The 23,635-nt window shown below is 64.1% G+C and carries 29 protein-coding genes and 2 tRNA genes; 12 read left to right on the forward strand and 19 right to left on the reverse strand.

What is annotated here, in order from left to right; translation table 11 throughout:
* Positions 1-68: 68 nt before the first annotated feature.
* Complete coding sequence (locus MESCI_RS23405) at positions 69-290, reverse strand: hypothetical protein (RefSeq protein ID WP_013532436.1); 222 nt, start codon at positions 288-290, stop codon at positions 69-71.
* A 179-nt stretch (positions 291-469) separates the two neighbouring features.
* Here MESCI_RS23405 and MESCI_RS23410 point away from each other — a divergent pair, with 179 nt between their 5' ends.
* Genes MESCI_RS23410 through MESCI_RS23420 form a run of 3 tightly spaced genes read left to right on the forward strand, consistent with a single transcriptional unit; the run spans position 470 to position 1,383 of the window.
* Entirely contained in the window at positions 470-784 is a 315-nt protein-coding gene (locus MESCI_RS23410; protein ID WP_337122511.1) for a hypothetical protein, read from the forward strand.
* Positions 781-1,062: a helix-turn-helix domain-containing protein gene (locus MESCI_RS23415; protein ID WP_013532438.1), complete on the forward strand. Its 282-nt coding sequence runs from the start codon at positions 781-783 to the stop codon at positions 1,060-1,062. Before MESCI_RS23410 ends, MESCI_RS23415 begins: the two co-directional genes overlap by 4 nt.
* 39 nt (positions 1,063-1,101) lie before the next feature.
* The gene (locus MESCI_RS23420) at positions 1,102-1,383 is read left to right on the forward strand and encodes a hypothetical protein (RefSeq protein WP_013532439.1); all 282 of its coding nucleotides are present in this window, start codon (positions 1,102-1,104) and stop codon (positions 1,381-1,383) included.
* An 86-nt stretch (positions 1,384-1,469) separates the two neighbouring features.
* Here MESCI_RS23420 and MESCI_RS23425 read toward each other — a convergent pair.
* Together MESCI_RS23425 and MESCI_RS23430 are read right to left on the reverse strand one after the other, a co-directional pair.
* A tRNA-Arg gene (locus MESCI_RS23425) sits at positions 1,470-1,546 on the reverse strand.
* A 47-nt stretch (positions 1,547-1,593) separates the two neighbouring features.
* Positions 1,594-1,899, reverse strand: a complete 306-nt coding sequence (locus tag MESCI_RS23430; protein WP_013532440.1) for an ETC complex I subunit — start codon at positions 1,897-1,899, stop codon at positions 1,594-1,596.
* A 140-nt stretch (positions 1,900-2,039) separates the two neighbouring features.
* Here MESCI_RS23430 and MESCI_RS23435 point away from each other — a divergent pair.
* Both MESCI_RS23435 and MESCI_RS23440 read left to right on the forward strand, forming a co-directional pair.
* A tRNA-Pro gene (locus tag MESCI_RS23435) sits at positions 2,040-2,116 on the forward strand.
* Between the two features lie 102 nt (positions 2,117-2,218).
* Positions 2,219-2,500: a hypothetical protein gene (locus tag MESCI_RS23440; protein WP_013532441.1), complete on the forward strand. Its 282-nt coding sequence runs from the start codon at positions 2,219-2,221 to the stop codon at positions 2,498-2,500.
* Between the two features lie 36 nt (positions 2,501-2,536).
* Here MESCI_RS23440 and hdaA read toward each other — a convergent pair whose 3' ends face one another.
* The 3 genes from hdaA to MESCI_RS23455 are packed head-to-tail and all read right to left on the reverse strand — an operon-like array spanning position 2,537 to position 4,974.
* Positions 2,537-3,241 carry a DnaA regulatory inactivator HdaA gene (hdaA, locus tag MESCI_RS23445; RefSeq protein WP_013532442.1) on the reverse strand — a complete coding sequence of 235 codons (705 nt, stop codon included), beginning with the start codon at positions 3,239-3,241 and terminating at the stop codon, positions 2,537-2,539.
* A 1-nt stretch (position 3,242) separates the two neighbouring features.
* Positions 3,243-4,445, reverse strand: coding sequence for an AI-2E family transporter (locus MESCI_RS23450; protein ID WP_013532443.1), 1,203 nt, complete (start codon positions 4,443-4,445; stop codon positions 3,243-3,245).
* A 1-nt stretch (position 4,446) separates the two neighbouring features.
* Positions 4,447-4,974: a CDP-alcohol phosphatidyltransferase family protein gene (locus MESCI_RS23455; RefSeq protein ID WP_013532444.1), complete on the reverse strand. Its 528-nt coding sequence runs from the start codon at positions 4,972-4,974 to the stop codon at positions 4,447-4,449.
* 238 nt (positions 4,975-5,212) lie between these two features.
* Between MESCI_RS23455 and purM the strand changes: the two genes are divergently transcribed.
* Genes purM through MESCI_RS23470 form a run of 3 tightly spaced genes read left to right on the forward strand, consistent with a single transcriptional unit; the run spans position 5,213 to position 7,546 of the window.
* A complete protein-coding gene (gene purM, locus MESCI_RS23460; RefSeq protein ID WP_013532445.1) occupies positions 5,213-6,292 on the forward strand; it encodes a phosphoribosylformylglycinamidine cyclo-ligase in 1,080 nt (359 codons plus the stop codon).
* Positions 6,289-7,002 (forward strand): phosphoribosylglycinamide formyltransferase, encoded by a 714-nt coding sequence (gene purN, locus MESCI_RS23465; protein WP_013532446.1) that lies wholly within the window; start codon positions 6,289-6,291, stop codon positions 7,000-7,002. The genes purM and purN overlap by 4 nt, the downstream gene beginning before the upstream one ends.
* Positions 7,003-7,015: 13 nt before the next feature.
* Positions 7,016-7,546, forward strand: coding sequence for a SixA phosphatase family protein (locus tag MESCI_RS23470; RefSeq protein ID WP_013532447.1), 531 nt, complete (start codon positions 7,016-7,018; stop codon positions 7,544-7,546).
* A gap of 51 nt (positions 7,547-7,597) precedes the next feature.
* Here MESCI_RS23470 and MESCI_RS23475 read toward each other — a convergent pair whose 3' ends face one another.
* From MESCI_RS23475 to MESCI_RS23490, 4 genes are all read right to left on the reverse strand, one after another.
* Entirely contained in the window at positions 7,598-7,831 is a 234-nt protein-coding gene (locus MESCI_RS23475; protein WP_013532448.1) for a DUF680 domain-containing protein, read from the reverse strand.
* 414 nt (positions 7,832-8,245) lie between these two features.
* Positions 8,246-8,473, reverse strand: coding sequence for a DUF680 domain-containing protein (locus tag MESCI_RS23480; RefSeq protein WP_013532449.1), 228 nt, complete (start codon positions 8,471-8,473; stop codon positions 8,246-8,248).
* A gap of 47 nt (positions 8,474-8,520) precedes the next feature.
* On the reverse strand, positions 8,521-8,724 hold the full coding sequence (locus tag MESCI_RS23485; RefSeq protein ID WP_013532450.1) for a DUF680 domain-containing protein: 204 nt from the start codon (positions 8,722-8,724) through the stop codon (positions 8,521-8,523).
* 47 nt (positions 8,725-8,771) lie between these two features.
* On the reverse strand, positions 8,772-8,975 hold the full coding sequence (locus MESCI_RS23490) for a DUF680 domain-containing protein (RefSeq protein ID WP_013532451.1): 204 nt from the start codon (positions 8,973-8,975) through the stop codon (positions 8,772-8,774).
* Between the two features lie 464 nt (positions 8,976-9,439).
* On the opposite strand from MESCI_RS23490, the gene MESCI_RS23495 reads away from it, so the two are divergent.
* Both MESCI_RS23495 and MESCI_RS23500 read left to right on the forward strand, forming a co-directional pair.
* The gene (locus MESCI_RS23495; RefSeq protein ID WP_013532452.1) at positions 9,440-10,117 is read left to right on the forward strand and encodes a response regulator; all 678 of its coding nucleotides are present in this window, start codon (positions 9,440-9,442) and stop codon (positions 10,115-10,117) included.
* Positions 10,118-10,130: 13 nt separating this feature from the next.
* The gene (locus tag MESCI_RS23500) at positions 10,131-11,483 is read left to right on the forward strand and encodes a sensor histidine kinase (RefSeq protein WP_013532453.1); all 1,353 of its coding nucleotides are present in this window, start codon (positions 10,131-10,133) and stop codon (positions 11,481-11,483) included.
* Between the two features lie 28 nt (positions 11,484-11,511).
* Here MESCI_RS23500 and MESCI_RS23505 read toward each other — a convergent pair whose 3' ends face one another.
* The 9 genes from MESCI_RS23505 to MESCI_RS23540 form a co-directional block, all read right to left on the reverse strand.
* Complete coding sequence (locus MESCI_RS23505; RefSeq protein WP_013532454.1) at positions 11,512-12,390, reverse strand: ABC transporter permease; 879 nt, start codon at positions 12,388-12,390, stop codon at positions 11,512-11,514.
* Between the two features lie 13 nt (positions 12,391-12,403).
* Entirely contained in the window at positions 12,404-13,258 is an 855-nt protein-coding gene (locus MESCI_RS23510; RefSeq protein WP_013532455.1) for an ABC transporter ATP-binding protein, read from the reverse strand.
* A 142-nt stretch (positions 13,259-13,400) separates the two neighbouring features.
* Entirely contained in the window at positions 13,401-14,387 is a 987-nt protein-coding gene (locus MESCI_RS23515) for an ABC transporter substrate-binding protein (RefSeq protein ID WP_245265360.1), read from the reverse strand.
* Positions 14,388-14,590: 203 nt separating this feature from the next.
* Positions 14,591-15,370, reverse strand: a complete 780-nt coding sequence (gene dapB, locus MESCI_RS23520; RefSeq protein WP_013532457.1) for a 4-hydroxy-tetrahydrodipicolinate reductase — start codon at positions 15,368-15,370, stop codon at positions 14,591-14,593.
* A gap of 8 nt (positions 15,371-15,378) precedes the next feature.
* A complete protein-coding gene (locus MESCI_RS23525) occupies positions 15,379-17,472 on the reverse strand; it encodes an ATP-dependent helicase (protein WP_013532458.1) in 2,094 nt (697 codons plus the stop codon).
* Positions 17,473-17,569: 97 nt separating this feature from the next.
* The gene (locus MESCI_RS32350) at positions 17,570-17,743 is read right to left on the reverse strand and encodes a hypothetical protein (RefSeq protein WP_013532459.1); all 174 of its coding nucleotides are present in this window, start codon (positions 17,741-17,743) and stop codon (positions 17,570-17,572) included.
* Positions 17,744-18,173: 430 nt separating this feature from the next.
* Positions 18,174-19,346 carry a M20 aminoacylase family protein gene (locus MESCI_RS23530; RefSeq protein WP_013532460.1) on the reverse strand — a complete coding sequence of 391 codons (1,173 nt, stop codon included), beginning with the start codon at positions 19,344-19,346 and terminating at the stop codon, positions 18,174-18,176.
* A 33-nt stretch (positions 19,347-19,379) separates the two neighbouring features.
* Entirely contained in the window at positions 19,380-20,606 is a 1,227-nt protein-coding gene (locus MESCI_RS23535) for a Zn-dependent hydrolase (RefSeq protein ID WP_013532461.1), read from the reverse strand.
* Positions 20,603-21,811: a diaminopropionate ammonia-lyase gene (locus MESCI_RS23540; protein ID WP_013532462.1), complete on the reverse strand. Its 1,209-nt coding sequence runs from the start codon at positions 21,809-21,811 to the stop codon at positions 20,603-20,605. The genes MESCI_RS23535 and MESCI_RS23540 overlap by 4 nt, the downstream gene beginning before the upstream one ends.
* 72 nt (positions 21,812-21,883) lie before the next feature.
* On the opposite strand from MESCI_RS23540, the gene MESCI_RS23545 reads away from it, so the two are divergent.
* Positions 21,884-22,393 carry an Lrp/AsnC family transcriptional regulator gene (locus tag MESCI_RS23545; protein WP_063167707.1) on the forward strand — a complete coding sequence of 170 codons (510 nt, stop codon included), beginning with the start codon at positions 21,884-21,886 and terminating at the stop codon, positions 22,391-22,393.
* An 81-nt stretch (positions 22,394-22,474) separates the two neighbouring features.
* Complete coding sequence (locus MESCI_RS23550) at positions 22,475-23,617, forward strand: flavin-containing monooxygenase (protein ID WP_013532464.1); 1,143 nt, start codon at positions 22,475-22,477, stop codon at positions 23,615-23,617.
* Positions 23,618-23,635: the final 18 nt, after the last annotated feature.

Consider the following 23,635-nt stretch of genomic DNA (forward strand, 5'->3'; position numbering starts at 1 on the left):
TGTGAAGGCGTGGGCCAATTGCCGGCCGGGCAAGGGCAAAACGGCGCGCGAAGCCAGATCGCCCGTCGTCAGTTGAGCGTCGGTTCACCCAGCGCATCGACGACAAAGGATGCCGCGATCAGGTCGTCGGCATCGAGACGCAGGGAGCCTCCGTCGCCTCCCATGGCTGAAGCCACTTTTTGAAAGGTCTTCATTTCGTATTCCGTGATCCGGGCGTCCTGCATCCTGGCCCTGAGATCGGCAATGCGCCGATCGAGGGCCGAAGATATCCCTATTTCTCGCTTCGACATGGCAACACTCCTCCCCACCCTTGTTTGCCTCCCGCCTGTCCACTTTTATATGAGGGTCCGCGAATACAGCGGGCCGAACGCGCCGTGCGCGGGAAGGTTCCGAAAAGGCCGAGTAACGAAATAATACGCTGGCGCCGAGCCACGCCCGCGGACTTTTCTATATCAGACGCAGCTAATCCTTGACGCCGGCAGATGCCGCCCCAGAATCAGAGCATGGCAATAAAGTCGGCGACGAGGTGGCGGTCATGGCGACGGTGCTGAAGCGCGTCACGAAGGACCGCGTCAGCGTGTCGATCCCCGGTCTTCCGCATTCGGTCATTGATCCGGCAACCAGGCTGACCAGGGGCCAGCAGATGGAATTATCCGGCGACGTTACGCGGATCGACGGCGACAAGGTCACGGTGTCGCTCGGGACAATGGTCACGGTGGATCTGGACAAGGCGGGCCTGGTGCAAAGCCGTGTCCCACCGAAGCGAAGGACCGTCAGGATGTGAACAAGCGAAGCGCCACCGTCTCAGGGACCCAACCCCTTACACCCCAGCAGTGCAGAGCTGCACGAGCGATCCTGAAGTGGTCGCAGGTGCGACTCGCCGCGAAGTGCGGCCTCAGCGAAGGAACGATTGGCAGTTTTGAGAGCGGGCGAAGGATTCCCAGTCCCGCCAAGCTGGCTGCCATCCGTCGAGGCTTGGAGGCAGCGGGCGTGGTTTTCATCGATCAGAAGACCGCAGTGACAAAGAGCGGTCCGCCTCGCGAAACTATTAGTGGAACATAATTTAGACATCGCTGTTAGGCCGTAAATGGGAGGCGCGCGATGTCACAACATGAAATCGGCATTGTTTCGGACTGGTCGAAATTGGTGGCGGACGATCCTCTGATCGCCGCCGATATAATCCAGCGCCTTTCTGTGCGCGCTTGCAATGACAACGCTGCCACCGCCGCCGACGTCCCGTCGCCCGGCACCGAAACATTTCGGGGTCCCGACATAACCAGCCTCGCAACACCCACCGAGTATCCTCGGCCGATCGTGCTCCTAGCGACGATCTATGCGTCGACGGTCCTGGGGGTAACGCTGCTTCTGGCGGCGGCGGTCTGAGCGCACGAGGCCTGATACCGCTCTCTGAAAGCCCGTGTCTCCGGTATAAACCGTAACCTATGTGTCCGGAACGGACCGAAAGGCTTTGGCGATCCCGACAGGATTCGAACCTGTGACCATCGGCTTAGAAGGCCGGTGCTCTATCCAGCTGAGCTACGGGACCGCTGGCCGGCCCTTGGGCCGGCTGGATATTCTGGCGCCGGGCGCCGTTCAATGCGTCCAGGGCGTCCTGCGGTCATAGCGGAAATTCTCCGCATAGGAAATCTGGCGGCGCTTGGTCTCTTTCGGCTCTTCGACGCGGAAAGCGAGCCCTTGCTTTTCGGCGTAGGCGACCGCCTCTTCGCGCGTGTCGAAGCTAAGCCTGATCTGGCTTCTCATGTCTGCCGACGTCGTATAGCCCATCAGCGGGTCGATCTTCTTGCGCGACTCGGGATCGAATTCCAGCACCCAGTAACCGGTCTTGGCCTTGCCGGACTGCATCGCGGTTTTGGCTGGGCTGAAAATGCGCGCGGACATGGCCACCTCGTTGTTGTGCAAGGCAGCATCGCCACCCTTCGCCCGTCATTACTGCGCAATGCGCACGGCGGCAAGGTTTTTGCTCTCGCAGGTTTTTGCACTTGCCATGCACCACCGAAATGAATAGGCAACAGACCGTTCGGAGTGTAGCGCAGCCTGGTAGCGCATCTGGTTTGGGACCAGAGGGTCGGGAGTTCGAATCTCTCCACTCCGACCATCCCCCCACAGCCCAATGCCCGGCGCAGCCATACGGTTCACTTGCTGCGGCACCGGCCGTGTGTCCGGCAGCCGCGGGCGGTTCGGCAAACAGGGGGGTCAGATGCTTGGAATCGATGCCTGGGTGTCGCTTTTCGGACCGGCCTACTTTGCCTATGCCGGCATAACGGTTCCGGTCATGGTGACGTGGGCAATTGCCTGCGCCGCACTGGCGATGTGGAATAACCGTGAAAGCCGCAGACAGGCGAGGCAGGCCCCGGGCGCCGTGGTCTCCCGCTCCTGGCGTGTCAGTATCGGGATGTTTGTGCTGGTCGCCGCCGGCTATATCGCCGCTCACTCTGCCGTCTATCTCGCAGTCCGTCATTTCGCCAGAATGTGGCTCTGATCGCCAGAATGTGGCTCTGAGACCGGCCTCTCAGGCTCAGATCTCGAACTCGCCCTGCCCTTCATCCATGGCACTGACGGTTTCGGCTGCCAGCGCCCTGGTGATCGGCGTCTTGCGTTCGAGCGCGGTCCGGTCGAGCCGCTCCACCACGCGCATCGCTGTCGCCAGCGAGCGCTCGATGCGGCGGACCAGATATTGCACGACATGCGGTTCGACCTCGATCTGACGGTCGGCGAAGAGTTTTGTGATGACGCCTGCCAGCAGGAGATCGTCGGGCTCATGAATTTCGACTGTCGCAGCCGCCTTCAGCCGCGAGGCAAGATCAGGCAGGCCAACACCCCAGGCCGAGGGAAAGCGGCGCGCCGTCAGAAGCAGTTGCGAGCCGGCACCACGCACCGCATTGATCAGATGGAACAGGCCTTGTTCGTCAACCGTCCCGGTATCGACATCGTCGATCAGCGCCGGCCGCGCGCCGAGATTGGCGATGCTGTCGCCGATGCGCCTGGCGTCGACCGCCGCCGCATTGGCACGCGCGCGCCAGATCGAGGCCAGATGCGTCTTGCCAGAACCCGCGGGACCGGCCAGCACCACCACCGGCGATGGCCAGTCCGGCCAGCGGTCGACCAGCGCAACCGCCTGGTTGTTGGTGCCGGAGACGACGAGTTCGTCACGCGAATAGCCGGTGCCATGGCCGAGGTCGAGCGGCAACTGGCGCGGCGGGTCGGTTGGCTGGGCAGTCACTTCAGCGACGCGGTTGCGTGCGGTGGCCGCCGCCGCGATCGGCCGGAAGCTGCGGCACAGGTGCCGCGCCGCGACCCTTGTAGAGCGGCGATTCGAGATAGCGGGCTATTGCGAACCGCACCAGCACGGCGACGGCGGCCGAAGCCGGCACCGCGATCAACAAGCCGACGAAGCCGAACAGCGCGCCGAAGGCAAACAGCGAAAACATCAGCCATACCGGGTGCAGGCCGACGCTCTTGCCGACCAGCCGCGGCTGCAGGATGTTGCCCTCGATGAACTGGCCGATGAAAAACACGACCGCGACCGCGACGATCATCGTCCAGTCCGGCCAGAACTGGACGAAGGCGACGCCGACGGCCAGCACCAGCCCGGTCAGCGAGCCGACATAGGGGATGAAGGAAATCAGCCCGGCGAACAGGCCGATGAGGATGCCGAAGTTCAGTCCGGTCAGCGTCAGCCCGGTGGCATACATGGCGCCCAGCACCAGGCACAGCGTGCCCTGGCCACGCACGAAGCCTGCCGTGGCGGTGTTGATGTCCCGTGCGATGGCGCGCACGGTCTGGACGTTGTCGCGTGGCACCCAGCCGTCGATGACCGCCACCATGCGGTCCCAGTCGAGCAGCATGTAGAAGGCGACCACCGGTGTCACCACGAACAGGCTGACCACAGAAACCAGCGCCATGCCGGAACTCCACAGCGAGGTGAAGACGGTGGTGACAAAACCGAAGCCGGAGGTCAGCAGCGAATTCAGCCCGTCGCGCAAGCTATTGGCGTTGACGCCGAACTTCTGCTCCAGCCATTTCGGATCGAACGAGGTGATCAGGCTTTGCAGCCGGGTCAGATATTCCGGCAATTTGCCGGCGAAATCGGCCATCTGCGTGGCCAGAACCGGAATGAGGATGACAAAGGCCAGGACCAGCACGATGAGGAAGGTGATGAGGATGACCACCGTCGCCATGAAACGCGACAGGCCGAGCCGCTGCAGCCGGTCGGCAACGGGATCGAGGAAATAGGCAAGCACCATGCCGGCGACGAAGGGCAGCAGGATGGCGCTGAAGACATAGAGGAAAAGCGCCAGCAGCGCGGCGCCGGCCAGCCAGAAGAAGATCTGGCGGCGAAAGGTCGCGGACGCGGCGATGTCGGCGGCCGCGGCCTCGATCGCCGCCGCTTCTGTCTCGGATGTCCGGAGTGGAGCCTTCGTCATGTCAGCTCATGTGCCTCAGCCAAGTCACGAGATAGGCTGCGGCCGAAGCCACGGTCAAGACCCCGGACAGCAATATGAGAACCGGCCTCAGCGGGTCGAGATGAACCGACAGGGCAAGCTCACCCAGCACAACCGCCGCCAGCACGATCTGGATGGCGGTGTTGGCCTTCGACACGAAAAGCGGTTTCATCTCGACCGGATGGGCCATGACGGCGGACAGCAGGACCGCGCAGACGATCAACGCGTCGCGCGACACCATGGTGACGACCAGCCACAGCGGCAATTGCCCGATGAGGCCCATGACCACGAACACCGAAACCAGCAGCAGCTTGTCGGCGATCGGATCGAGATAGGCGCCGAGCGTGGACTGCTGATTGAAACGGCGGGCGATGAAGCCATCGACGCCGTCCGAAATGCCGGCGACGAGGAACCCGGCAAAAGCCCAGTCCCAGCGCGCCTGCAGCATCGCCAGCACCACCGCCGGCACCAGGACAAGGCGCAGGATGGTGATCAGGTTGGGGATGGTCAAATGCCTGGCACCTCCTCTTGGTCGGAGATAGATGATGAAGATGGCGGGTGGCAACAAGGGAGGAGCTGCCGATCTCCCCGCACGGGAGCGGCCTTCAGCTTGGCTTTCGCCAATCACGAGCGCCTGTACGTGCGCGCTGTCCACGGTTTTGTAGGCCGAGATGGCCGTTATCCTTGCGGACAGAAACCGTTCATGCGAAGAGCCCGCGACAAGGAAAATTGCTGAACGGGCACCAGAAATGAGCAAGCGCGACGTGAACAAGCGCAAGAACGGGCTCACCTATGCCGAGGCCGGTGTCGATATCGATGCCGGCAATCTCATGGTCGAGAAGATCAAGCCGCTGGTGCGCGCGACGCGCCGGCCGGGCGCCGATGGCGAGATCGGCGGTTTCGGCGGCCTGTTCGACCTCAAGGCGGCCGGGTTTACCGATCCGGTGCTGGTGGCGGCCAATGACGGCGTCGGCACCAAGCTCAAGATCGCCATCGATGCCGGCAAGCACGACACGATCGGCATCGACCTCGTCGCCATGTGCGTCAACGACATCGTCGTGCAAGGTGCCGAACCGCTGTTCTTCCTCGACTATTTCGCCACCGGCAAGCTCGATCCCGACCAGGGTGCCGCGATCGTCGGCGGCATTGCCGAGGGCTGCCGCCAGGCCGGCTGCGCGCTGATCGGCGGCGAGACCGCCGAGATGCCCGGCATGTATCACGGCAACGACTACGACCTCGCCGGCTTTGCGGTGGGTGCCGCCGAACGCGGCCAATTGCTGCCCACCGATGACATTGTCGAAGGCGACGTGCTGCTGGGCCTGGCTTCCTCCGGCCTGCACTCGAACGGCTATTCGCTGGTGCGCCGCATCGTCGCCGTCAGCGGTCTGTCGTGGAGCGATCCGGCACCGTTCAACGACGAGGCCACTCTGGCCGAAGCACTGCTCGAGCCGACCCGCATCTACGTCAAGTCGATTCTCAAGGCGATCCGCAACACGCATGGTATCAAGGCGCTCGCCCACATCACCGGCGGCGGCTTCCCGGAAAACATTCCACGCGTGCTGCCCAAGGATTTTTCGGCCGAGCTCGACCTCGAGGCGATCGACGTTCCTCCCGTGTTTTCGTGGCTGGCCAAGACCGGCGGCGTGGCGCCGGAAGAAATGATGCGCACCTTCAATTGCGGCATCGGCATGATCCTGGCGGTCGCGTCCGGCCAGGCAGCGCAGGTCGCGGCCGTGCTACAGGAAGCCGGCGAGACGGTGACGCCGATCGGCCGCATCGTGCCGCGCCGCGACGCAGGCGTCATCTATCGGGGTTCGATCGGCCTATGAGCGCGCAGAGGAAACGCACCGTTGTCCTGATCTCGGGACGCGGCTCCAACATGACCGCGCTGATTGCCGCGGCCAGCGACCCGTCGTTCCCGGCCGAGATCGTCGGTGTCATTTCCGATAAGGCGGATGCCGCCGGGCTCGGCATCGCCAGGGCGCGCGGCATCGCCACGCAGGTCGTCTCACGTGCCGACCACGGCAGCAAGCAGGCGCATGACGCCGCCATCGACGCGGCCCTTACCGCCTTCAACGCCGAGATCGTGGCGCTGGCCGGCTATATGCGCATCCTCAGCCCCGGCTTCGTCCAGAAATGGCAGGGCCGCATGATCAATATCCACCCTGCCCTGCTGCCGGCCTTCAAGGGGCTCGACACCCATGCGCGCGCGCTGGCCGCCGGCATCCGCATCCATGGCTGCACCGTGCACTTCGTCACCTCCGAGATGGATGACGGCCCGATCATCGCACAGGCAGCCGTGCCGGTGATGGTCGGCGACACCGCCGATACATTGGCAGCCCGCGTGCTGAAGACCGAACACCGGCTCTATCCGCTGGCGCTGGGGCTGGTCGCCGAAGGCAAGGCGCGCATGGAGTCCGGCCGCACCGTGCTTGCCCACTTTGCCGACGATGCCGACAACGGCACCTCGGTGGTGATGGCCCCGGATCCGCTGCGCGAGGAAGCCGACCTCGAGCATCTGGCGCGCATCACGCCTTGAGCTTAGAGCGGCGATGAAACAGCTTCTCCTGCTTCGTCACGCCAAATCCAGCTGGGACGACCCTGATCTCGATGATTTCGACCGGCCCTTGGCCGAACGCGGAGTGAAGGCAGCCCGGTTGATGGGGCGCGAGCTTGCGACGCGCGGCTGGCTGCCGGACCTGGCGCTGGTGTCGGCGGCGCTGCGCACCCGCGACACCTGGCGGCTTGTGGCGGCGGAATTGCCCGTCCCGCCCCAGGTCGCATTCCTCAAGGCGCTGTACGATGCTTCAGCGGCGGACATTCTGAGCCAGATTGGTCAAACCGACGCTTCGAGCGGCAGCTTGCTGGTAATTGGCCACAATCCGGGCCTGGAGCAGTTGGCCAGACAGCTTGCCGGGCCGGGGTCAGACGCCAAGGCGATCGCAAGACTTGAGGAAAAATTCCCGACGGGAGCCCTCGCCCGGGTGGTCTTCAAAGGCGATTGGTCCGTCGTGTCCCCCGCCCGGCTGACACATTGCTTGCGGCCCAAGGACCTGGGCCCGCGGCCGAAGGACCTGGGCTAGTGTCCATGGCAGGTGCGGCGGGTCAAGCCCGCCGCACATCCGCTTGAGCCGTCAGTTTCCCCAGTTGCCCTGACCGGATTCCGGCTGGACCGAATCGGGCGTCAGCGTGAGGTCGCGGTGCTTGACCTGCCTGTGGGTCGAAGCCGTGTAGCTGTGGTCGACATTGACCGCGTGCGAGGTGACGGCCGGCTGATTGACATTGTCCGAACCATAGTTGTCGCTGCCGGCAAAAGCGGCACCAGTGGCAACGAGGATGGCGGCGGCGGCAAGAGCGATCCTGTTCATTCTATTTACTCCGGTATTCCTGATTCTGTCCGTCTAGTGGCGTGCCCCTGGGGAGGAAATTTCGCGTCGCTCGGACAACCTCGATCTGGGTTTTTCGTGCGCCGACTTCCAATCACGAAGACGTTCCCTCACGCGCGGCATCGGGACCTCGAACGTCGGCCAAGGGATTGAGCTCACCCTGTTTTATCAGTTTATCTCAGACGCTTACAAGGAGGGTGCCTGACGCATGATGCGGCGGTTCATCGAGCCAGCGCTCGCCATCCGTTCACGATTCGTCAACATAAATTGAACCAGCTGGTTCGATTTACGATCGGCGCTCCGACACCGATGCCGTCGGCCGAAATCCTGCTCATGCATAAAAAACAAGAGCGGCGGGCAAGGCCCACCGCTCTTTGTGGTCGCAGACTTCAGAAATCAACGACCCCAGATGCCCTGACCCGACTGAGCCGGCACGTTGGCATTGGCATCACCCTGCGTCTTTACGGACTTCGGGATCGAGCCGGTGTGCGTGGTGTCGATGTCGGACACGGACTGGTTCGCAACAGGCTGGTTGGCATTGTAAGAGCCGTAGTTGTCGCTGCCGGCAAAAGCGGTGCCCGTGGCAACGAGGATGGCGGCGGCGGTGAGTGCGATCTTGGTCATTTTAGTTACTCCTGAGTTCAATGTTGGGTCGATATCGGCAGTCGCGATTAGCGGCCGAAGAGGTTGCGGTCAGCGCCCTGCGAAGCGGGGGCCTGGACGGTTTGCGTCGACTTGGAGATCGAAGCAGTGGCCGACTGGTCGACGGTGACGGCAGGCTGATTGGCGTTGGCCGAGCCATAATTGTCGCTGCCGGCAAAAGCAGTGCCCGTGGCAACGAGGATGGCGGCAGCGGTAAGAGCGATCTTGGTCATTTTAATTACTCCTGAGTTCAAGTTTGGGTCGATATCGGCAGTCGCGATTAGCGGCCGAAGAGGTTGCGGTCAGCGCCCTGCGAAGCGGGGGCCTGGACGGTCTGCGTCGACTTGGAGACCGAAGCGGTGATCGAATGGTCGACAGCGACGGCAGGCTGATTGGCGTTGGCCGAGCCATAATTGTCGCTGCCGGCAAAAGCAGTGCCCGTGGCAACGAGGATGGCGGCGGCGGTAAGAGCGATCTTGGTCATTTTAATTACTCCAGTATTTGTCATGTCCGTCTAGTGGCGTGCCCTTGGGAGGAATTTCGCGTCGCTCGGACCACCCCGAGATGGGCTCGCGCTGCCGCGGATTCCAATCACGAAGATGTTCCCCCGCGGCTCGAATCCAGGCCTTGAAATTTGACACAGGGTCTCGGCGGTCATAATTTAACTGTTTGAAATCAGATAGTTAATCGATAACGCCCATCACCAGGCGCGACCGCTCGCCAGGCCGGCGTTCACCATCTGCTACACAGTGCGTCAACAGAAATCGAACTGAACGGTTCGGTTTGAAGCGATTGCGCACCATCTGAACTTCTGGATCTCCTACATTTGCCTTGCGGTTGGATCGAGATTATCGCTTGTGCACGATCATCAATCGGGCGCGACTTGGCGGCGCCAGTTGAAGAAGTGGCGGAAATCCGGGTGACCTGCACCCCAGGACAGCGATAGAAATGCGGTTGCTGCTTGTAGAAGACAATCGCGAGCTGGCGGATTGGCTGGGCAAGACCCTGCGTCAGGCGAACTATGTCGTCGACATCGTCCATGATGGCGAGGATGTCGAACACGCGCTCGCCGCCGGTGACCACGCGCTTGTCATCCTCGACCTTGCGCTGCCGCGCATGAGCGGGCTGGAGGTGCTGCGAATGTTGCGGACGCGCGGCAACCGGGTGCCGGTGATCGTGCTGACCGCAAACGCCAGTCTCGACGGCCGGGTCAAGGGCCTCAATGAGGGCGCCGACGACTATCTGGCCAAGCCCTTCCAGATCGAAGAGCTCGAAGCACGAATCCGCGCGCAATTGCGCCGTGCCAATGACCGCACCGCGCCGGTCGTTGCCTGCGGTGATCTCGTCTTCGACACCAACACGCGGCTGTTTTCGCTTGCCGGCGAGGCGCTGGCGCTGACACCGCGCGAGCATGCCGTGCTTGAGCAATTGATGGTCAAGGCCGGACGCACGGTGAGCAAGGCGGCATTGTCGGCCGCGATCTACGATTTCGAGACCGACGCCGATCCCAGCGCCATCGAGATCTACGTGCACCGCGTGCGCAAGAAGCTCGACGGGTCGCGGGTCCAGATCGCCACACTGCGTGGCCTCGGCTACCTGTTGCGCCAAGACGATTTGGCGCCGTGACGATCCTGGCGCCATGAGGATCAACAGCCTCCGCCTGCAATTGCTGGCATGGGTGGTGCTGCCGCTTGCCGGGCTCGCGACCATCAACCTGTGGACCAGCCAGCGCAACGCACTGGCGACCGCGGACCTGGTCACCGACCGGATGCTCGTCGGATCGGCGCGGGCGATTGCCGAGCAGGTCGCCATGGTCGACGGCGTGCTCGATGCCACGGTGCCCCCGGCGGCGATCGAGATGTTCGACACCGGCGACCGCGACAGCGTCTACTATCGCGTCGAGACAGCCGGCGGGCGGCTGCTGACCGGATATCCCGACCTGCCCGAAGCGCCGCAGCATGCCAGTGTCGAGGCCGCCTACCGCGATCACCAGCTGCGGCTCCTGACCCTTGGCCATGCGGTGATCGGCGCCGGCAACGACTCGCCAATATCAGTCACCGTGGGCGTCACCCTTGCCGGCCATGACGCCATGGTCAAACAGCTTTGGTTCAGCGCCTTTGCCCAGCAACTGGCGCTGGTGGCGATTGCCGGCGTGTTCGTGCTGCTCGGCTTGCGTCGCGGCCTGGCGCCGTTGATCCGGCTGCGCGATGCGGTACGCTCGCCAAACCGCAGCGACCTTGACCCCGTCGAAGTGCCCGGTGCGCAAAGCGAGATCCGCCCGCTGATCGACGCCCTCAACGCCTACATGGAGCGCGTGCGGGCGCAGATGGCGGCGCAACGCCGCTTCATCGCCAATGCGGCGCACCAGCTGCGCACGCCCCTGGCGCTGCTGTCGACACAGGCAAGCTATGCGCTTCGCGAAAGTGCCGCCGATGCCCGCCAGGAGGCGCTGGTGGCGCTGCAGGCGAGTTCCGGCAAACTGGCGCGGCTGGCCGAACAGCTCTTGACCCTGTCACGCGCCGAGCCAGGCAGCCGGCGGCCGCGCGCCGACCGCATTGACCTGGCGGAAGCCGCCCGGCACGTGCTGGAAACCCTGGCGCCAACGGCCATCGATCGCAAAATAGATCTCGGCCTCGAGGAGGCTGGCCCCGTTCCGGTCATCGGCGACGGCACCATGCTGCGCGAGATGATCGTCAACCTCGTCGACAACGCACTGCGCTACTCCCGGGCTGAGGGCAGTGTCACGGTGAAGCTGGCGGCCATCGACGGCGAAGCCGTGCTGACGGTCGCCGACGACGGGCCTGGCATTCCGGCGGACGAGCGAGACCATGTCTTCGAGCGCTTCTACCGTATTGCCGGTTCGACCGAGGAAGGCAGCGGGCTGGGACTCGCCATTGTACGCGAGGTCGTCGAAAATGCCGGCGGCCGCGTCACCCTTGGGGATGGCGCGGCCGGCGGTCTGTTGGTTGAGGTCAGGCTGCCGCTGGCCTGACCGGTCAGGCTGCCCCTGGTCTGACCGATCACGTTCCCTGCTCGTTGAACGGCGCCGGCCGCCACTTCACGACATAGTTCTCGAAGCGGGTGATGATGAACTCCACCACCAGCGCCATGACAGCCAGGATGATCATCGCGGCGAACACGCCATTGGCGTTGAAGGCGCCCTGCGCGGTCGAGATCAGCAGGCCCATGCCTTGCTTGGCGCCGAGGAACTCGCCGACCACCGCGCCGACCAGCGCGAAGCCGAAGCTGACATGCAGGCTGGCGAGGATCCAGCTCATCGCCGAAGGAATGATGACGGTGCGGGTGATCTGGAACGGCGAGGCGCCAAGGATCTGGGCATTGGCGATCATTGCCCTGTCGGCCTCGCGCACACCCTGGAAGGCGTTGGCGAAAACAACGAAGAACACCATCACCACGGCAAGCGCCACCTTGGACGCCATGCCGAGGCCGAGCGCGATGATGAACACCGAGCCGAGCACGACGCGCGGCACCGAATTGGCGATCTTGATGTAGATCGAAAAGACATCCGCCAACAGCCGATTGCGGCCGAGGATGATGCCGGCGGCGATGCCGCCAAGGGCACCGATGACAAAGCCGAGGAAGGTTTCCTCCAGCGTCACGTAGATCTGCAGCCAGAGTGGGCCTTGCGAGGTGCCTTCGGTGATCCACGACCAGATCTGCTGCCAGATGCCAGAAGGGCTGGCGAAGAAGAACGGGTCGATGATGTTGTAGTCGGCGCCGAGTTCCCACAGGCCAAGGAAGACGACCAGGATCGCCAGGCGCAAGGAGATGACAAGCGCGTGGCGGCGGCGCAGCCTTGCCCTCGCCCGGGCTTCGGCAACGGCGATGGAAGCATCGCGGACGGCGGCCTGGTTGGCGGTCGGAGAGATTGCGGTCATGCTGTTTCTCCTTTCAATGTCCGGTCTGCAAGGTCCGGCTCTGGCCGAGCTGCACTTCCTCGCGCAGATCGTTCCAGATCACCTTGGCGATCTCGACGAAGTTCGGGTCGTAGCGGATGTCGGCCATGACGCGGGGGCGCGGCAGGTCGATGCGGTAGACGCTCTTGACCGTGCCCGGCCCAGCGGTGAGCACATAGACCTTGTCGGCCAGCGCCACCGCCTCCTCTAGGTCGTGGGTGACGAAGACAACCGAGGATTTCTGCTCCGACCACAGATCCAGCAATTCGTCCTGCATGGCGGTGCGCGTCTGCATGTCGAGCGCGCTGAACGGCTCGTCCATCAAAAGGATCTTGGGCTGGTTGATGAAGGTCTGCGCCAGCGCGACGCGCTTGCGCATGCCGCCCGAAAGCTGGTGCGGATAGTGCTTCTCGAAGCGGCCGAGGCCGACGCGGGCGATCCAGTCGCGGGCGCGGTCGTAGGCCTGCGCCTTTGGCGTGCCGCGATAAAGTGGACCGGCGGCGACATTGTCGATGACACTGCGCCAGGGAAACAGCGCATCCGCCTGGAAGACAAAGCCGATGTCCCGGCTGATATCGGTGACCGGCGTGCCCATGACGCGGACATTGCCGGTCGTCGGCCGCAACAGGCCGGTGACCAGGTTGAGCGTCGTCGACTTGCCGCAGCCGGTCGGCCCGACGACGCAGGCGAACTCGCCGCGCGCCACGGTCATCGTGAAATCGCGGATCGCCGTCATCATGTGCCCGTCGGGCGTGACGAAACGCAAGGTCACATCATCGATGGCGATCGCGGCGTCGGCTTGTGGCGCGGCCTGAGACAGCTTCTCGGCCGCCATGGGTTGCACTTGCATGGCGCACTCCTGTCGCAATGGGGCAAGGGAGCCCGCGGCAGTGCCACGGATCTCCAGGTGTTCGGGAGGCCGCGCCGCTGCCTTCTTGATTCAAGCAGCCGGCGCAAGTCCTTGTTATTCAACGAGTGGTAGGCTGGCGCCGCTATTTGGCAGCGTCGACGAATTCGGTCGTGTAGGTCTTCGACAGGTCGATCTGCTTGCCTTGCAGGCTCTTCGAGAATGTCGAGAGAACCTTGAGCACGGTCGGCGGACCATCGGCCGGCATGCGGCCATCCGGCGTGAACATCGCCTTGCCGCCGGCCAGCCCCTGCACGTAAAGGTCCCGGTTGCCGGCATAATAATCCTTCGGCATCTTGTCGGCGATCTCTTCGGCCGAATGCGTGGCGATGAATTTCATCGTCTTGACGAAGGCATTGGCGAGCTTCTGTGCCTCATCCTTGTGGCCTTCCAGCCAGGAGGACTGGACATAGAAGGACGCCGCCGGATAGTCGCCGCCCAGCGCTTCCTTGGTCTTTTCGGGCGTGCGCATGTCGACCAGGATGCTTGCCTCGCCGGTCTTGAGCAGTTTGGCGATGGTCGGCTCGGTGGTCATGCCGGCCTGGATCTGGTCCTGCTTGACGGCGGCGATGAAGGTGTTGCCGGCGCCGACCGGCAGCAGCGTGTAGTCGCCGGGCTTCAGGCCGCTGCGCACGGCAAGATACTGGGTCAGGAAATCGGTCGAGGAGCCGAGACCGGTGACGCCGAGCGTGGCGCCCTTGAAATCGGCGGGCGACTTGATCTCCGGGTGCTTGGCGGAGACCAGCTCGACCTCACCGGGCGCTTGGCTGAACTGGACGATCGACTGGATGTATTTGCCCTTCGACTGCAGGTCGACGGTGTGATCGTAGAAGCCGACAACGCCTTGGACGGCACCTGCCAGCAGTTCATTTTCGGCCTCGACCCCGGCGCGCGAGTTGAGCAGTTCGACATCGAGCCCCTGGTCCTTGAAGTAGCCGAGCTGCTGGGTGAGCACGGCAGGCAGATAGATCTGCTTTTCCATGCCGCCGACGATGATGGTGATTTTGTCGGCAGCCGAAGCCACCGTGGCGCTTGTGGCTGCAATAGCAAGGCTTAGCGCCGCTGTGCGCAGGGCGCACTTCGAGATGAAACCGGTCACGAAACTTCCTCCACTTGGGCGGCGCGCCATCCCGGCTGCGCCGCATTCCTCCTTACCGGCCGCTCCCGCACCGGTCACACGGCGAACGCCGTAATGACTTCATGGCACGCCCAAGCTTTCAGCTGGCTTTCAGTCGTTTTAACGGCCGTTGAAATGGAATCCGTTGTGGCTGCCGGTCACGGAGCGCCGAAACCGAGAACGTCGCGCATGTCGTATTCGCCGGGCGGGCGTCCCTCGAGCCAGAGCGCGGCGGCAATGGCGCCGCGGGCGAACATGACGCGGTCGCCGGCCGCATGCGACAAGGTCACAAGCTCGCCTTCGGCACAGAAGCTCACGCTGTGTTCGCCGATGATGCTGCCGCCACGCAGCACCGCAAAGCCGATCTCACCGGGAGGCCGCGCGCCAATGGCGCCATCGCGAACAGGCCGCGCCACCGCGTCGAGCTCGACCTTGCGGCCGCCGGCCACGGCCTGGCCAAGCATCAAAGCGGTACCTGACGGCGCGTCGATCTTGTGTCGGTGATGCGCCTCGAAGACCTCGGCGTCCCAGTCTTCGGGATCGAGCGCTGTCGCCGCCTGTTCGACCAATCCGACCAGCATGTTCAGCCCCAGCGAAAAGCTGCCGGAGCGCACGATGGCGATGGTCTTCGCGGCCTCGGCGATGTCGGCGAATTCAGTCGCATCGAAACCGGTCGATCCGATGACCAGGGCCGGCCCGCCGCGGGCGGCGCAAAACCTTGCCAGGTCAGCCGAGGCCGCCGGCGTCGTGAAGTCGATGACCACATCGGCCGTGGCAAGCGCCTCCTCGCGGCTGACCAGCCCATCGCCGACAGCGCCGGGCCGATGGAACCGCGCAGCGAGCGCCAGCCGTGGATCGACCCGCACGGCGTCCGTCATCTGGCGGCCCATGCGGCCGAGCGCGCCGGCGATGGCGATCCTGATCGGCGGCTGCGGCATGGCCTCGGCTATTTCCACATGCCGCGCATACGGGCGCCAATGTCGACGCGCACCTCCGGCCGGGCCGCCCTGCCCTGCGCGGCCAGCGCGCTTGGCCACGACATCTGTTCGAACGCGGCGAGGATCGAGGCCGGGATGAAACGGGTGCGCGAGGCATAGAGATGGCGGTCGCCGCGCGCCGCCTGGCCATGTGGAAAGAAACGCTGCGGCATGACCAGGTTGAGATTGTCCTTGGCCCGTGTCATCGCGACATAGAGCAGCCGGCGCTCCTCCTCGATGTCCTCCTTGGTGCCGACGCCGAGATCGGCCGGGATGCAGCCATCGACGGTGTTGAGCACGAAGACATTTTTCCACTCCTGGCCCTTGGCCGAGTGGATGGTCGACAGGATCAGATAATCCTCGTCGCGATGCGGCGGCCCAGCCTGGTCGCTGGTGGCGTCCGGCGGATCGAGCGTCAGTTCGGTCAGGAAGCGCTCGCGCGAGGCATAGCCCGAGCCGATCTGCTCAAGTTGCAACAGGTCGGCCCGGCGCGTCGTCGCGTCCTCGTGGATGCGTTCCAGATGCGGCTCGTACCACAGCCTGATCTGTTCGAGGTCGGCCGGCCATCTGGCGCCGGCGCGCAGGCCGGAATAGAGCGCGACGAAGCCAGGCCAGTCGTCCGCCGCGCGTTGCGGCGGACGCCAGCCGGCCAGCCCCATGGCCTCGTCCAGCGCCGTCGTCATGGTCTCGACGATCTGCGCGGCGGCCGAAGGGCCGATGCCAGGCAAGAGTTGCAATACGCGAAAACCGGCGACCCGGTCGCGCGGGTTTTCGGCAAAGCGCAGCACCGCCAGCACATCCTTGACGTGGGCGGCATCGAGAAACTTCAGGCCGCCGAATTTGACGAAGGGAATGTTGCGCCGCGTCAGTTCGATCTCCAGCGGCCCGCTGTGATGCGAGGCGCGAAACAGCACCGCCTGGGATTTCAGCGCTGTGCCCGCCTCGCGCTCGGCCAGGATGGTGTCGCAGACGAAATTGGCCTGCTCGACTTCGTCGCGCACGGTCACCAGTTTTGGCCTGTCGCTGGATTTGCGCTCCGACCACAGGTTTTTGGTGAAGCGCTCCGAGGCTTCGCCGATCACCGCGTTGGCGGCAGCAAGGATGGTCTCGGTCGAGCGGTAATTGCGCTCCAGCATCACCACGTCGGCGGCTTGCGCGAACTGATTGGGGAAGTCGAGGATGTTGCGAACCTCGGCGGCGCGGAACGAATAGATCGATTGCGCATCGTCGCCCACCACCGTCAGCCCGGCGCCGTCGGGTTTCAGCGCCATGAGGATCGAAGCCTGCAGGCGATTTGTGTCCTGGTATTCGTCGACCAGCACATGGTCGAAACGCCCGCCCAGATGCGCCGCTATCTCGGGCTCCGCCGCCATCTGCGCCCAGTAGAGCAGCAAATCGTCGTAATCGAGCACGTTTTGCGCCTGCTTGGCCTCGACATAACCGGCGAACAATTCTTTCAGCTGCTCCGCCCAGCCGGCGCACCAGGGAAAGGCGGAACCCAACACCTCGTTGAGCGGCGCCTGCGCGTTCACCGCGCGCGAATAGATGGCAAGGCAAGTGCCCTTGGTGGGGAAACGCGCTTCCGTCTTCGAGAAGCCGAGTTCGTGGCGGACCAGATTCATCAGGTCGGCGGAATCCTCGCGATCATGGATGGTGAAGGCCGGGTCGAGACCGATCTCCAGCGCATAGTCGCGCAACAGCCGCGCGCCGATGCCGTGAAAGGTGCCGGCCCAGGTCAGCGCATCGGTGATGACGGCTGCATCGCGGCCGAGCACCTCGCCGGCAATACGCTCGACGCGCCTGGCCATTTCGGATGCCGCGCGGCGCGAAAACGTCATCAGCAGGATGCGGCGCGGGTCGGCGCCCTTGACGATCAGATGAGCGACGCGATGCGCCAGCGTGTTGGTCTTGCCAGATCCGGCGCCGGCAATGACCAGCAACGGGCCGGCAATCTGACCGGCGCCGTGCTCGACGGCCTGGCGCTGGGCATCGTTCAGCCGCGCGAGATAGGCAGGCTGGACGGTCGGTTCCCGAAAGGTCGAATCAGCGGTGGCGAGGTTCATCGCCCATCAAGCATCGTTTCTGCTTTGTTCGCAACATCGATGCGGGCACACCTAACCCATGCAGGACTGGGGCCGGTCTGAAGAGAAGGGATCGCGGCTAGCGTTGCGGATCGACACCCATGTCGGCCGACTGCCGTCGCAAGGTCTCGCGATCAGGTTGCGACGGCGGCAACAGCAGCGGGTCGACCGTATCGGGCACGTTTTCGACCATCTTCCTGGCGATGCGATAAGTGACATAGGCGAAGGCGCCGGCGACGAGCAGACGGAACATGGTGCAACACTCCTTTGGAGCAGAACCAACCGTAGAAACAGCCTTTGGTTCCCTTGCCAATCGTCCACGCGCGCAGTCGAAGATGGAGGGCGGTTTCGCCGGCGCTCCCGATGCATTCTCGAGGCAACCGGAGGCGGAACTTGGCCTTTGCGAGGTTCGCGTGCTGCCGCAACCCGCTGTGGCGTCCCGGACGAACTTTTGGAGAAGAAGGCCGGCGCCGCTTGGGAGGAGTGAAGCGCCGGCCAAGCGGATAATTAAGTCCGCCGCACAGGTAAGGCTAGCTGAGTCTTTCCCCTGCGTCATCGGGGGATTGTCTTTGTTAAAAACGTACCGACGCACACGGCCCTATCGGTCACCAGCCGTCAAGAGCTTGTCTTGACCATCATCCCGGCAATCTCAATAAACCCGGGAGTTGGCGATCAAAACGCGATCATCTTCCCGCGTCGCCACCCAGCCTTTGCCTGACCACGGCTACATGGAAATTCGTGCCGAACAGCAGCCCGTCATCGTTGAAGTCGTAGCTGGAATTGTGCAGCGGCGCGGAAGCTTCGCCATTGCCGAGGAAGACGAAGCAGCCCGGCACGTGGTCGAGGAAGCGGGCGAAATCCTCCGAAGCGGTCATCGGCTCGCGGGCGACGGCGATGTTGCCGGGTTCGAAGACGCCTCTGGCGGCGGCGAATGCGGCATCGACCAGTTCGGCATCGTTGCGCAGCGGCACGAACTCCCTGCTGTACTTGACCTCGGCGGTGACATTATAGGCGGCAGCGATGCCCTCGGCGAGAATGCGCATCTGCCGCTCGATCTCGGCGCTGACCTCGGGACGGAAGCTGCGCGCATCGCCGAGGATGCGGGCAAGACCGGGCAGAGCGTTGCGGGTGCCGTCGGTGATCAGCTCGGTCACCGAAACCACGGATATGTCGGCCGGACTCAGTCGGCGCGAGACGATGGTCTGCAGATTGGTGACCAGCGCGCAGGCCGCGACCAGCGTCTCGTTGCCCGCATGCGGCCGCGCGGCATGGCCGCCGAGCCCCTTGAGCACGATCTCGAAGTTGTCCTCGGCCGACATTATGGGTCCGGCACGGGTCTCGAAATGCCCGATCGGCAGGCCGGGCATGTTGTGCAGGCCAAAGATCTCGTCGAAGGGAAAGCGCTGCATCAGCCCATCTTCGAGCATGGCGAGTGCGCCCCTGCCCCATTCCTCGGCCGGCTGGAAGACGAAGCGCACGGTGCCGTCGAAACCGCCCTCACCGGCCAGCAGCTTTGCCGCGCCGAGCAGCATGGTGGTGTGGCCGTCATGGCCGCAGGCATGCATGATGCCGGGATTGCCGGACCGGTAAGATGCGTCCGATTGTTCTGATATGCGCAGCGCATCCATGTCGGCCCTCAGCGCAATCGCCCGGTTGCCGCTGCCGCGCTTCAGCGTGCCGACGACACCGGTGCCGCCGACGCCTTCGGTGACATCGTCCAACCCAAATTCGCGCAGTTTGGCGGCGACGAAGGCGGCGGTGCGCTTCTCCTCGAAGCCGAATTCCGGGTGTGCATGCAGATCGCGCCGCCAGAAAATCATCTCCTGCTTCAGCGCGTCGCGATCGAGTTCAGACATTCTTCTGCCCCTTCTGCTTCTGCCCCTTCTGACCTACTTTGCCAGTTGCGCGGCCACATCAAGCAGGATGTTGGCGCCGGCAACAAGCTCGGCGTCATCGGTGTGTTCGCGAGGACTGTGACTGATGCCGCCAACGCTCGGCACGAAGATCATCGCCGCAGGCGCGATACACGCCAGCATCTGCGCGTCGTGGCCGGCGCCTGATGTCATGCGCCTGACCCCGAGGCCACGGCGTTTCGCGGCGGCCTCGATTTGTTCGACGATGCGCAGGTCGAAGATCACCGGTTCGAAGCGGGCCAGTTGCTCGACCGAAACCGTCACGTTCTCAGCGGCGGCAAGCTGCTCGAGATAGGCGGCAAGCGCCGCTTCCGCCGCCTGCAGGCGCTGTTCGTCGGGATCGCGCAGATCGACGGTGAAGACCGCGCGCGAAGGGATGACATTGATGGCATTCGGCTCGAAGCGGATCGTGCCGACGGTGGCGACGGTCGGCGCGTTCGAGGCTTTGGTCCGGTCGAGCAGGAAGGTGATGACCCGGGCGGCGGCGTGGCCGGCATCGTTGCGCATCGACATCGGCGTGGTGCCGGCATGGTTGGCGACGCCGTCGATTGTGATGCGCTGCCAGGAGATGCCTTGCAGATTCTCCACCGCGCCGACCGGCAAGCCTTCGCGCTCCAGCACCGGCCCTTGCTCAATATGCAGTTCGAGATAGGCGTGCGGCGTGAGGAAGCCGGGTTCCCGGTCGCCGGCATAGCCGATGCGGGCAAGCTCCTGCCCGAGCACGCTGCCGTCGGTGCCGACGGCCGCCAGCACCGTTTCGGCATCGATGCCGCCGGCGTGGACCAGCGAGCCCATCATGTCGGGTGTGTAGCGTACGCCCTCCTCATTGGTGAAAGCGGCGACCGCGACCGGGCGCGACGGCGAAAAGCCTGTCGCCTTGAGCGTCTCGATCACTTCCAGCCCGGCAAGCACCCCGTAGCAGCCGTCATAAATGCCGGCATCGATGACGGTGTCGATGTGCGAGCCGATGAGCAGCGGCGCTTGCCCGGTGTTTTCCGGGCTTTGCCAGATGCCGAAAATGTTGCCGACCCGGTCGATGGCGACATCGAGCCCGGCCTGCCGAAGCCAGCCGACGAAGAGGTCGCGGCCCTGCCTGTCGGTGTCTGAGGCGGCCAGCCGGGTCAGCCTGCCCTCGACATCCCGGCCAACAGCGCCGAGTTCGCGGATGCGGCCGAGCAGGCGCTGCGCATCGATGGCGATCATGCCGTTGCCTCGGCTGTCATCTTGCCTTCCAGCACATCGGCCGGGTTCATGCCAACCAGTTCGGCGTAGCGATGCGGGTCGGTGGCGCCTTCGGTGTTGATCACCAGCACCCGCGATTTGCCGTCAAGTCCAAGATCGGCCCGGTTGTCGGCCACCGCCCGGATCAGCCCGGCAAGGCCGACACCACCGCTTTCGCCGGCGACGATCACCGGGTCACCGCCGGCCGGCCAGGCCAGCCGCCGCATCACCGCGATGGCCTCGTCCTCATCCACCGTCATGAAGGCGTCGGCGGCGCGCGCCAGCACCCGCCAGGCGACCGGCGAGGCTTCGTAACATTCAAGCATGGCCATCACCGTCGGCTGGCCGTGCGCGACCTTGACCGGGCGCCCGACCTGGGCGGCTGCGAAGACACAAGCGGCACGCGCCGGCTCGACCACGATGAAGGTCGGCCTAGCGTCACCGAGCACGGTGGCCAGATGACCGGCCAGCGCGGCGGCAATGCCGCCGACACCGGCCTGCACGAAGACGTGGGTCGGCGTCCGAGGGAGTTGGCGCAAGGCTTCGCGTACGATCGCGGTATAGCCCTGCATGACCAGGCCGGGAATGCGCTCATAGCCCGGCCACGAGGTGTCGGAGACCACGGTCCAGTCCTTGTCGGCCGAAACCTGGGCAGCTTGCCTGACCGAATCGTCATAATTGCCGTGGACGCGGATCATCTCGGCGCCATAGCGGGCGATCGCCGCGATGCGCTCCTCGCTGACCCCGGCGTGGACGAAGATCGCCGCCCGCGCGCCGACGAGTTGCGCGCCTTGCGCGACGGAGCGGCCATAGTTGCCGTCGGTCGCACAGGCAAATGTCATCGCCGCGGCGACCGCCCGCACATCAGGCCGATCGAGATCGGCCACATCGAGGAGCCGGCCAAGGCGACTGCCGGCCTCCTCCAGCACCAGGCGGAAGACGGCATAGGCGCCGCCAAGCGCCTTGAAGCTGCCGAGGCCGAGGCGAAAGCCCTCATCCTTGATATGGATGGCGCCCAGTCCGAATTCGCTGGCGAGCGCCGGCAGTGCATGCAGCGGCGTCATCCGGTGATTGTCGCGGTGGCTGAGAAAACGCTCGACCGTGTCGGCTCCGGCCACGCCAAGGGTTTCGGCATCGATCGGATCGAGCGGCCGGCGGTGCGATGCGTTGCGGTTGAGCAGGAACATTGGCCGGTCCCGTTGGTCAGCGAGAACATATTGCAGGAGCAACGCAAAGAGCGCTGTAATATGGTCTCTTAAATGCAAGTTTGTTTCGTCCAGGATATTCCATTGCCTGCATTGCCGTCCTCGCTCGATAGTTTCGATCTCGCCATCCTTGCCATCCTGCAGCGCGACAACACGACGCCGCAGCGGTTGATCGGCGAGGCGGTGAACCTGTCGGCGCCGGCGGTGCAGCGCCGCATCAAGCGCATGGAGCAGACCGGCGTCATTGCCGGCAATGTCGCTGTCGTCGAGCCGGCAGCGGTCGGTCAACCCATCACCATCTTCGTCGAGGTGGAACTCGAGAGCGAACGCGCCGAACTGATCGACGCGGCCAAGCGGCAGTTCTCGGCGACCCCCGAGGTCCAGCAATGCTATTACGTCACCGGCGAGGCCGACTTCATCCTGGTCATCACAGTGGCCGACATGGGCGCCTATGAGGCGCTGACGCGAAAACTGTTCTTCGACAGCAACAATGTCCGCAAATTCCGCACGTTCGTTGCCATGGACCGGGTCAAGGTAGGGTTGACGGTGCCTTTGCCTGTCTAAATATTTGTCGCGCGGCAGGCCTTTACTTTCCCACCATGTTTTTGACATTCTCGGGCTGTGAATTCTGCCGCGGAGGCCGGCTTGGACGACACCACCCCAGTTGCGATCATCGGTGCCGGGCCGGCGGGCCTGGCCATTGCCGCGTGCCTGCGGCAGAGCGGGCAGGATTTCGTCCTGCTGGAAAAGGAGCAGCAGGCCGCACCCGCCTGGCGACGCCACTATGAGCGCGTCCATTTGCACACGGCCAAGCGCTTTTCCTCGCTGCCCTTCGCGCCCTTTCCCAGGGACTATCCGCGTTATGTGCCGCGCGATCTCTTCATCGACTATCTAGATGCCTATGCGCAACGTTTCGATCTGCGGCCGCGATTTGGAGAAACAGTGCGGGCGATCACCCGGCGGGGCAGAAGCTGGCTCGTGGATACGACGACCGGTCCCTTGCATGCTTCAAACGTTGTGATTGCATCTGGCAACAACGCAGAGCCGCTGATGCCCAGATTTGCCGGCGCCGATGCCTTCAAGGGCCAAAAGCTGCATAGCGCCGACTATCGCAACGCAGTGCCTTTCGCCGGCCGGCCGGTGCTGATCGTCGGCATGGGCAATACCGGCGCCGAGATCGCGCTCGATCTGGTGGAAGGCGGTGCGCGGCCGACGATTTCGGTGCGCGGCGGCGTTCATATCGTACCGCGCGAACTGCTTGGCGTGCCCATCCAGATGATCGGCATGGCGGCGCGCCTGATGCCGCAGCGCATCAACGATGCCTTGTTTCCCATCATCCTCGATCTGGCGTTGGGCAGGCTGGGGAAATACGGGCTCAGGCGGCCGCAGCAAGGAATGCTGCAGCAGATCGCGCTCTCGTCGCGCATTCCGACGATCGATATCGGCACGGTGCGCAAGATCCGCGAAGGTGCGATCAAGATCGTACCCGACATTGCCGAGATCACCGAACAGGGCGCCCGTTTTACCGACGGCAGGCATGGCGAGTTCGACGCGATCATCTTCGCCACCGGCTTCCGGCCCGGCTACGCCAAATTGCTGGAGCCCGGCGTTCAGCCAGAGCGCAGCGGCGTCAATGCGAGGGCTTCAGAGCTTGGCCTCTATCTCATCGGCTTTCACAATCCGGTCACCGGATTGCTGCGCGAAATCTCGATCGAGGCCGAGCAGATCGCCGACGACATCAGTCTTAGGCGAAACCGAAAGAAGGTGGCCGAAGCCCTGCCGGTATAATTTGACGCGAGAGCAACT

The sequence above is a fragment of the Mesorhizobium ciceri biovar biserrulae WSM1271 genome (genome assembly GCF_000185905.1).
Classification (GTDB): domain Bacteria; phylum Pseudomonadota; class Alphaproteobacteria; order Rhizobiales; family Rhizobiaceae; genus Mesorhizobium; species Mesorhizobium ciceri.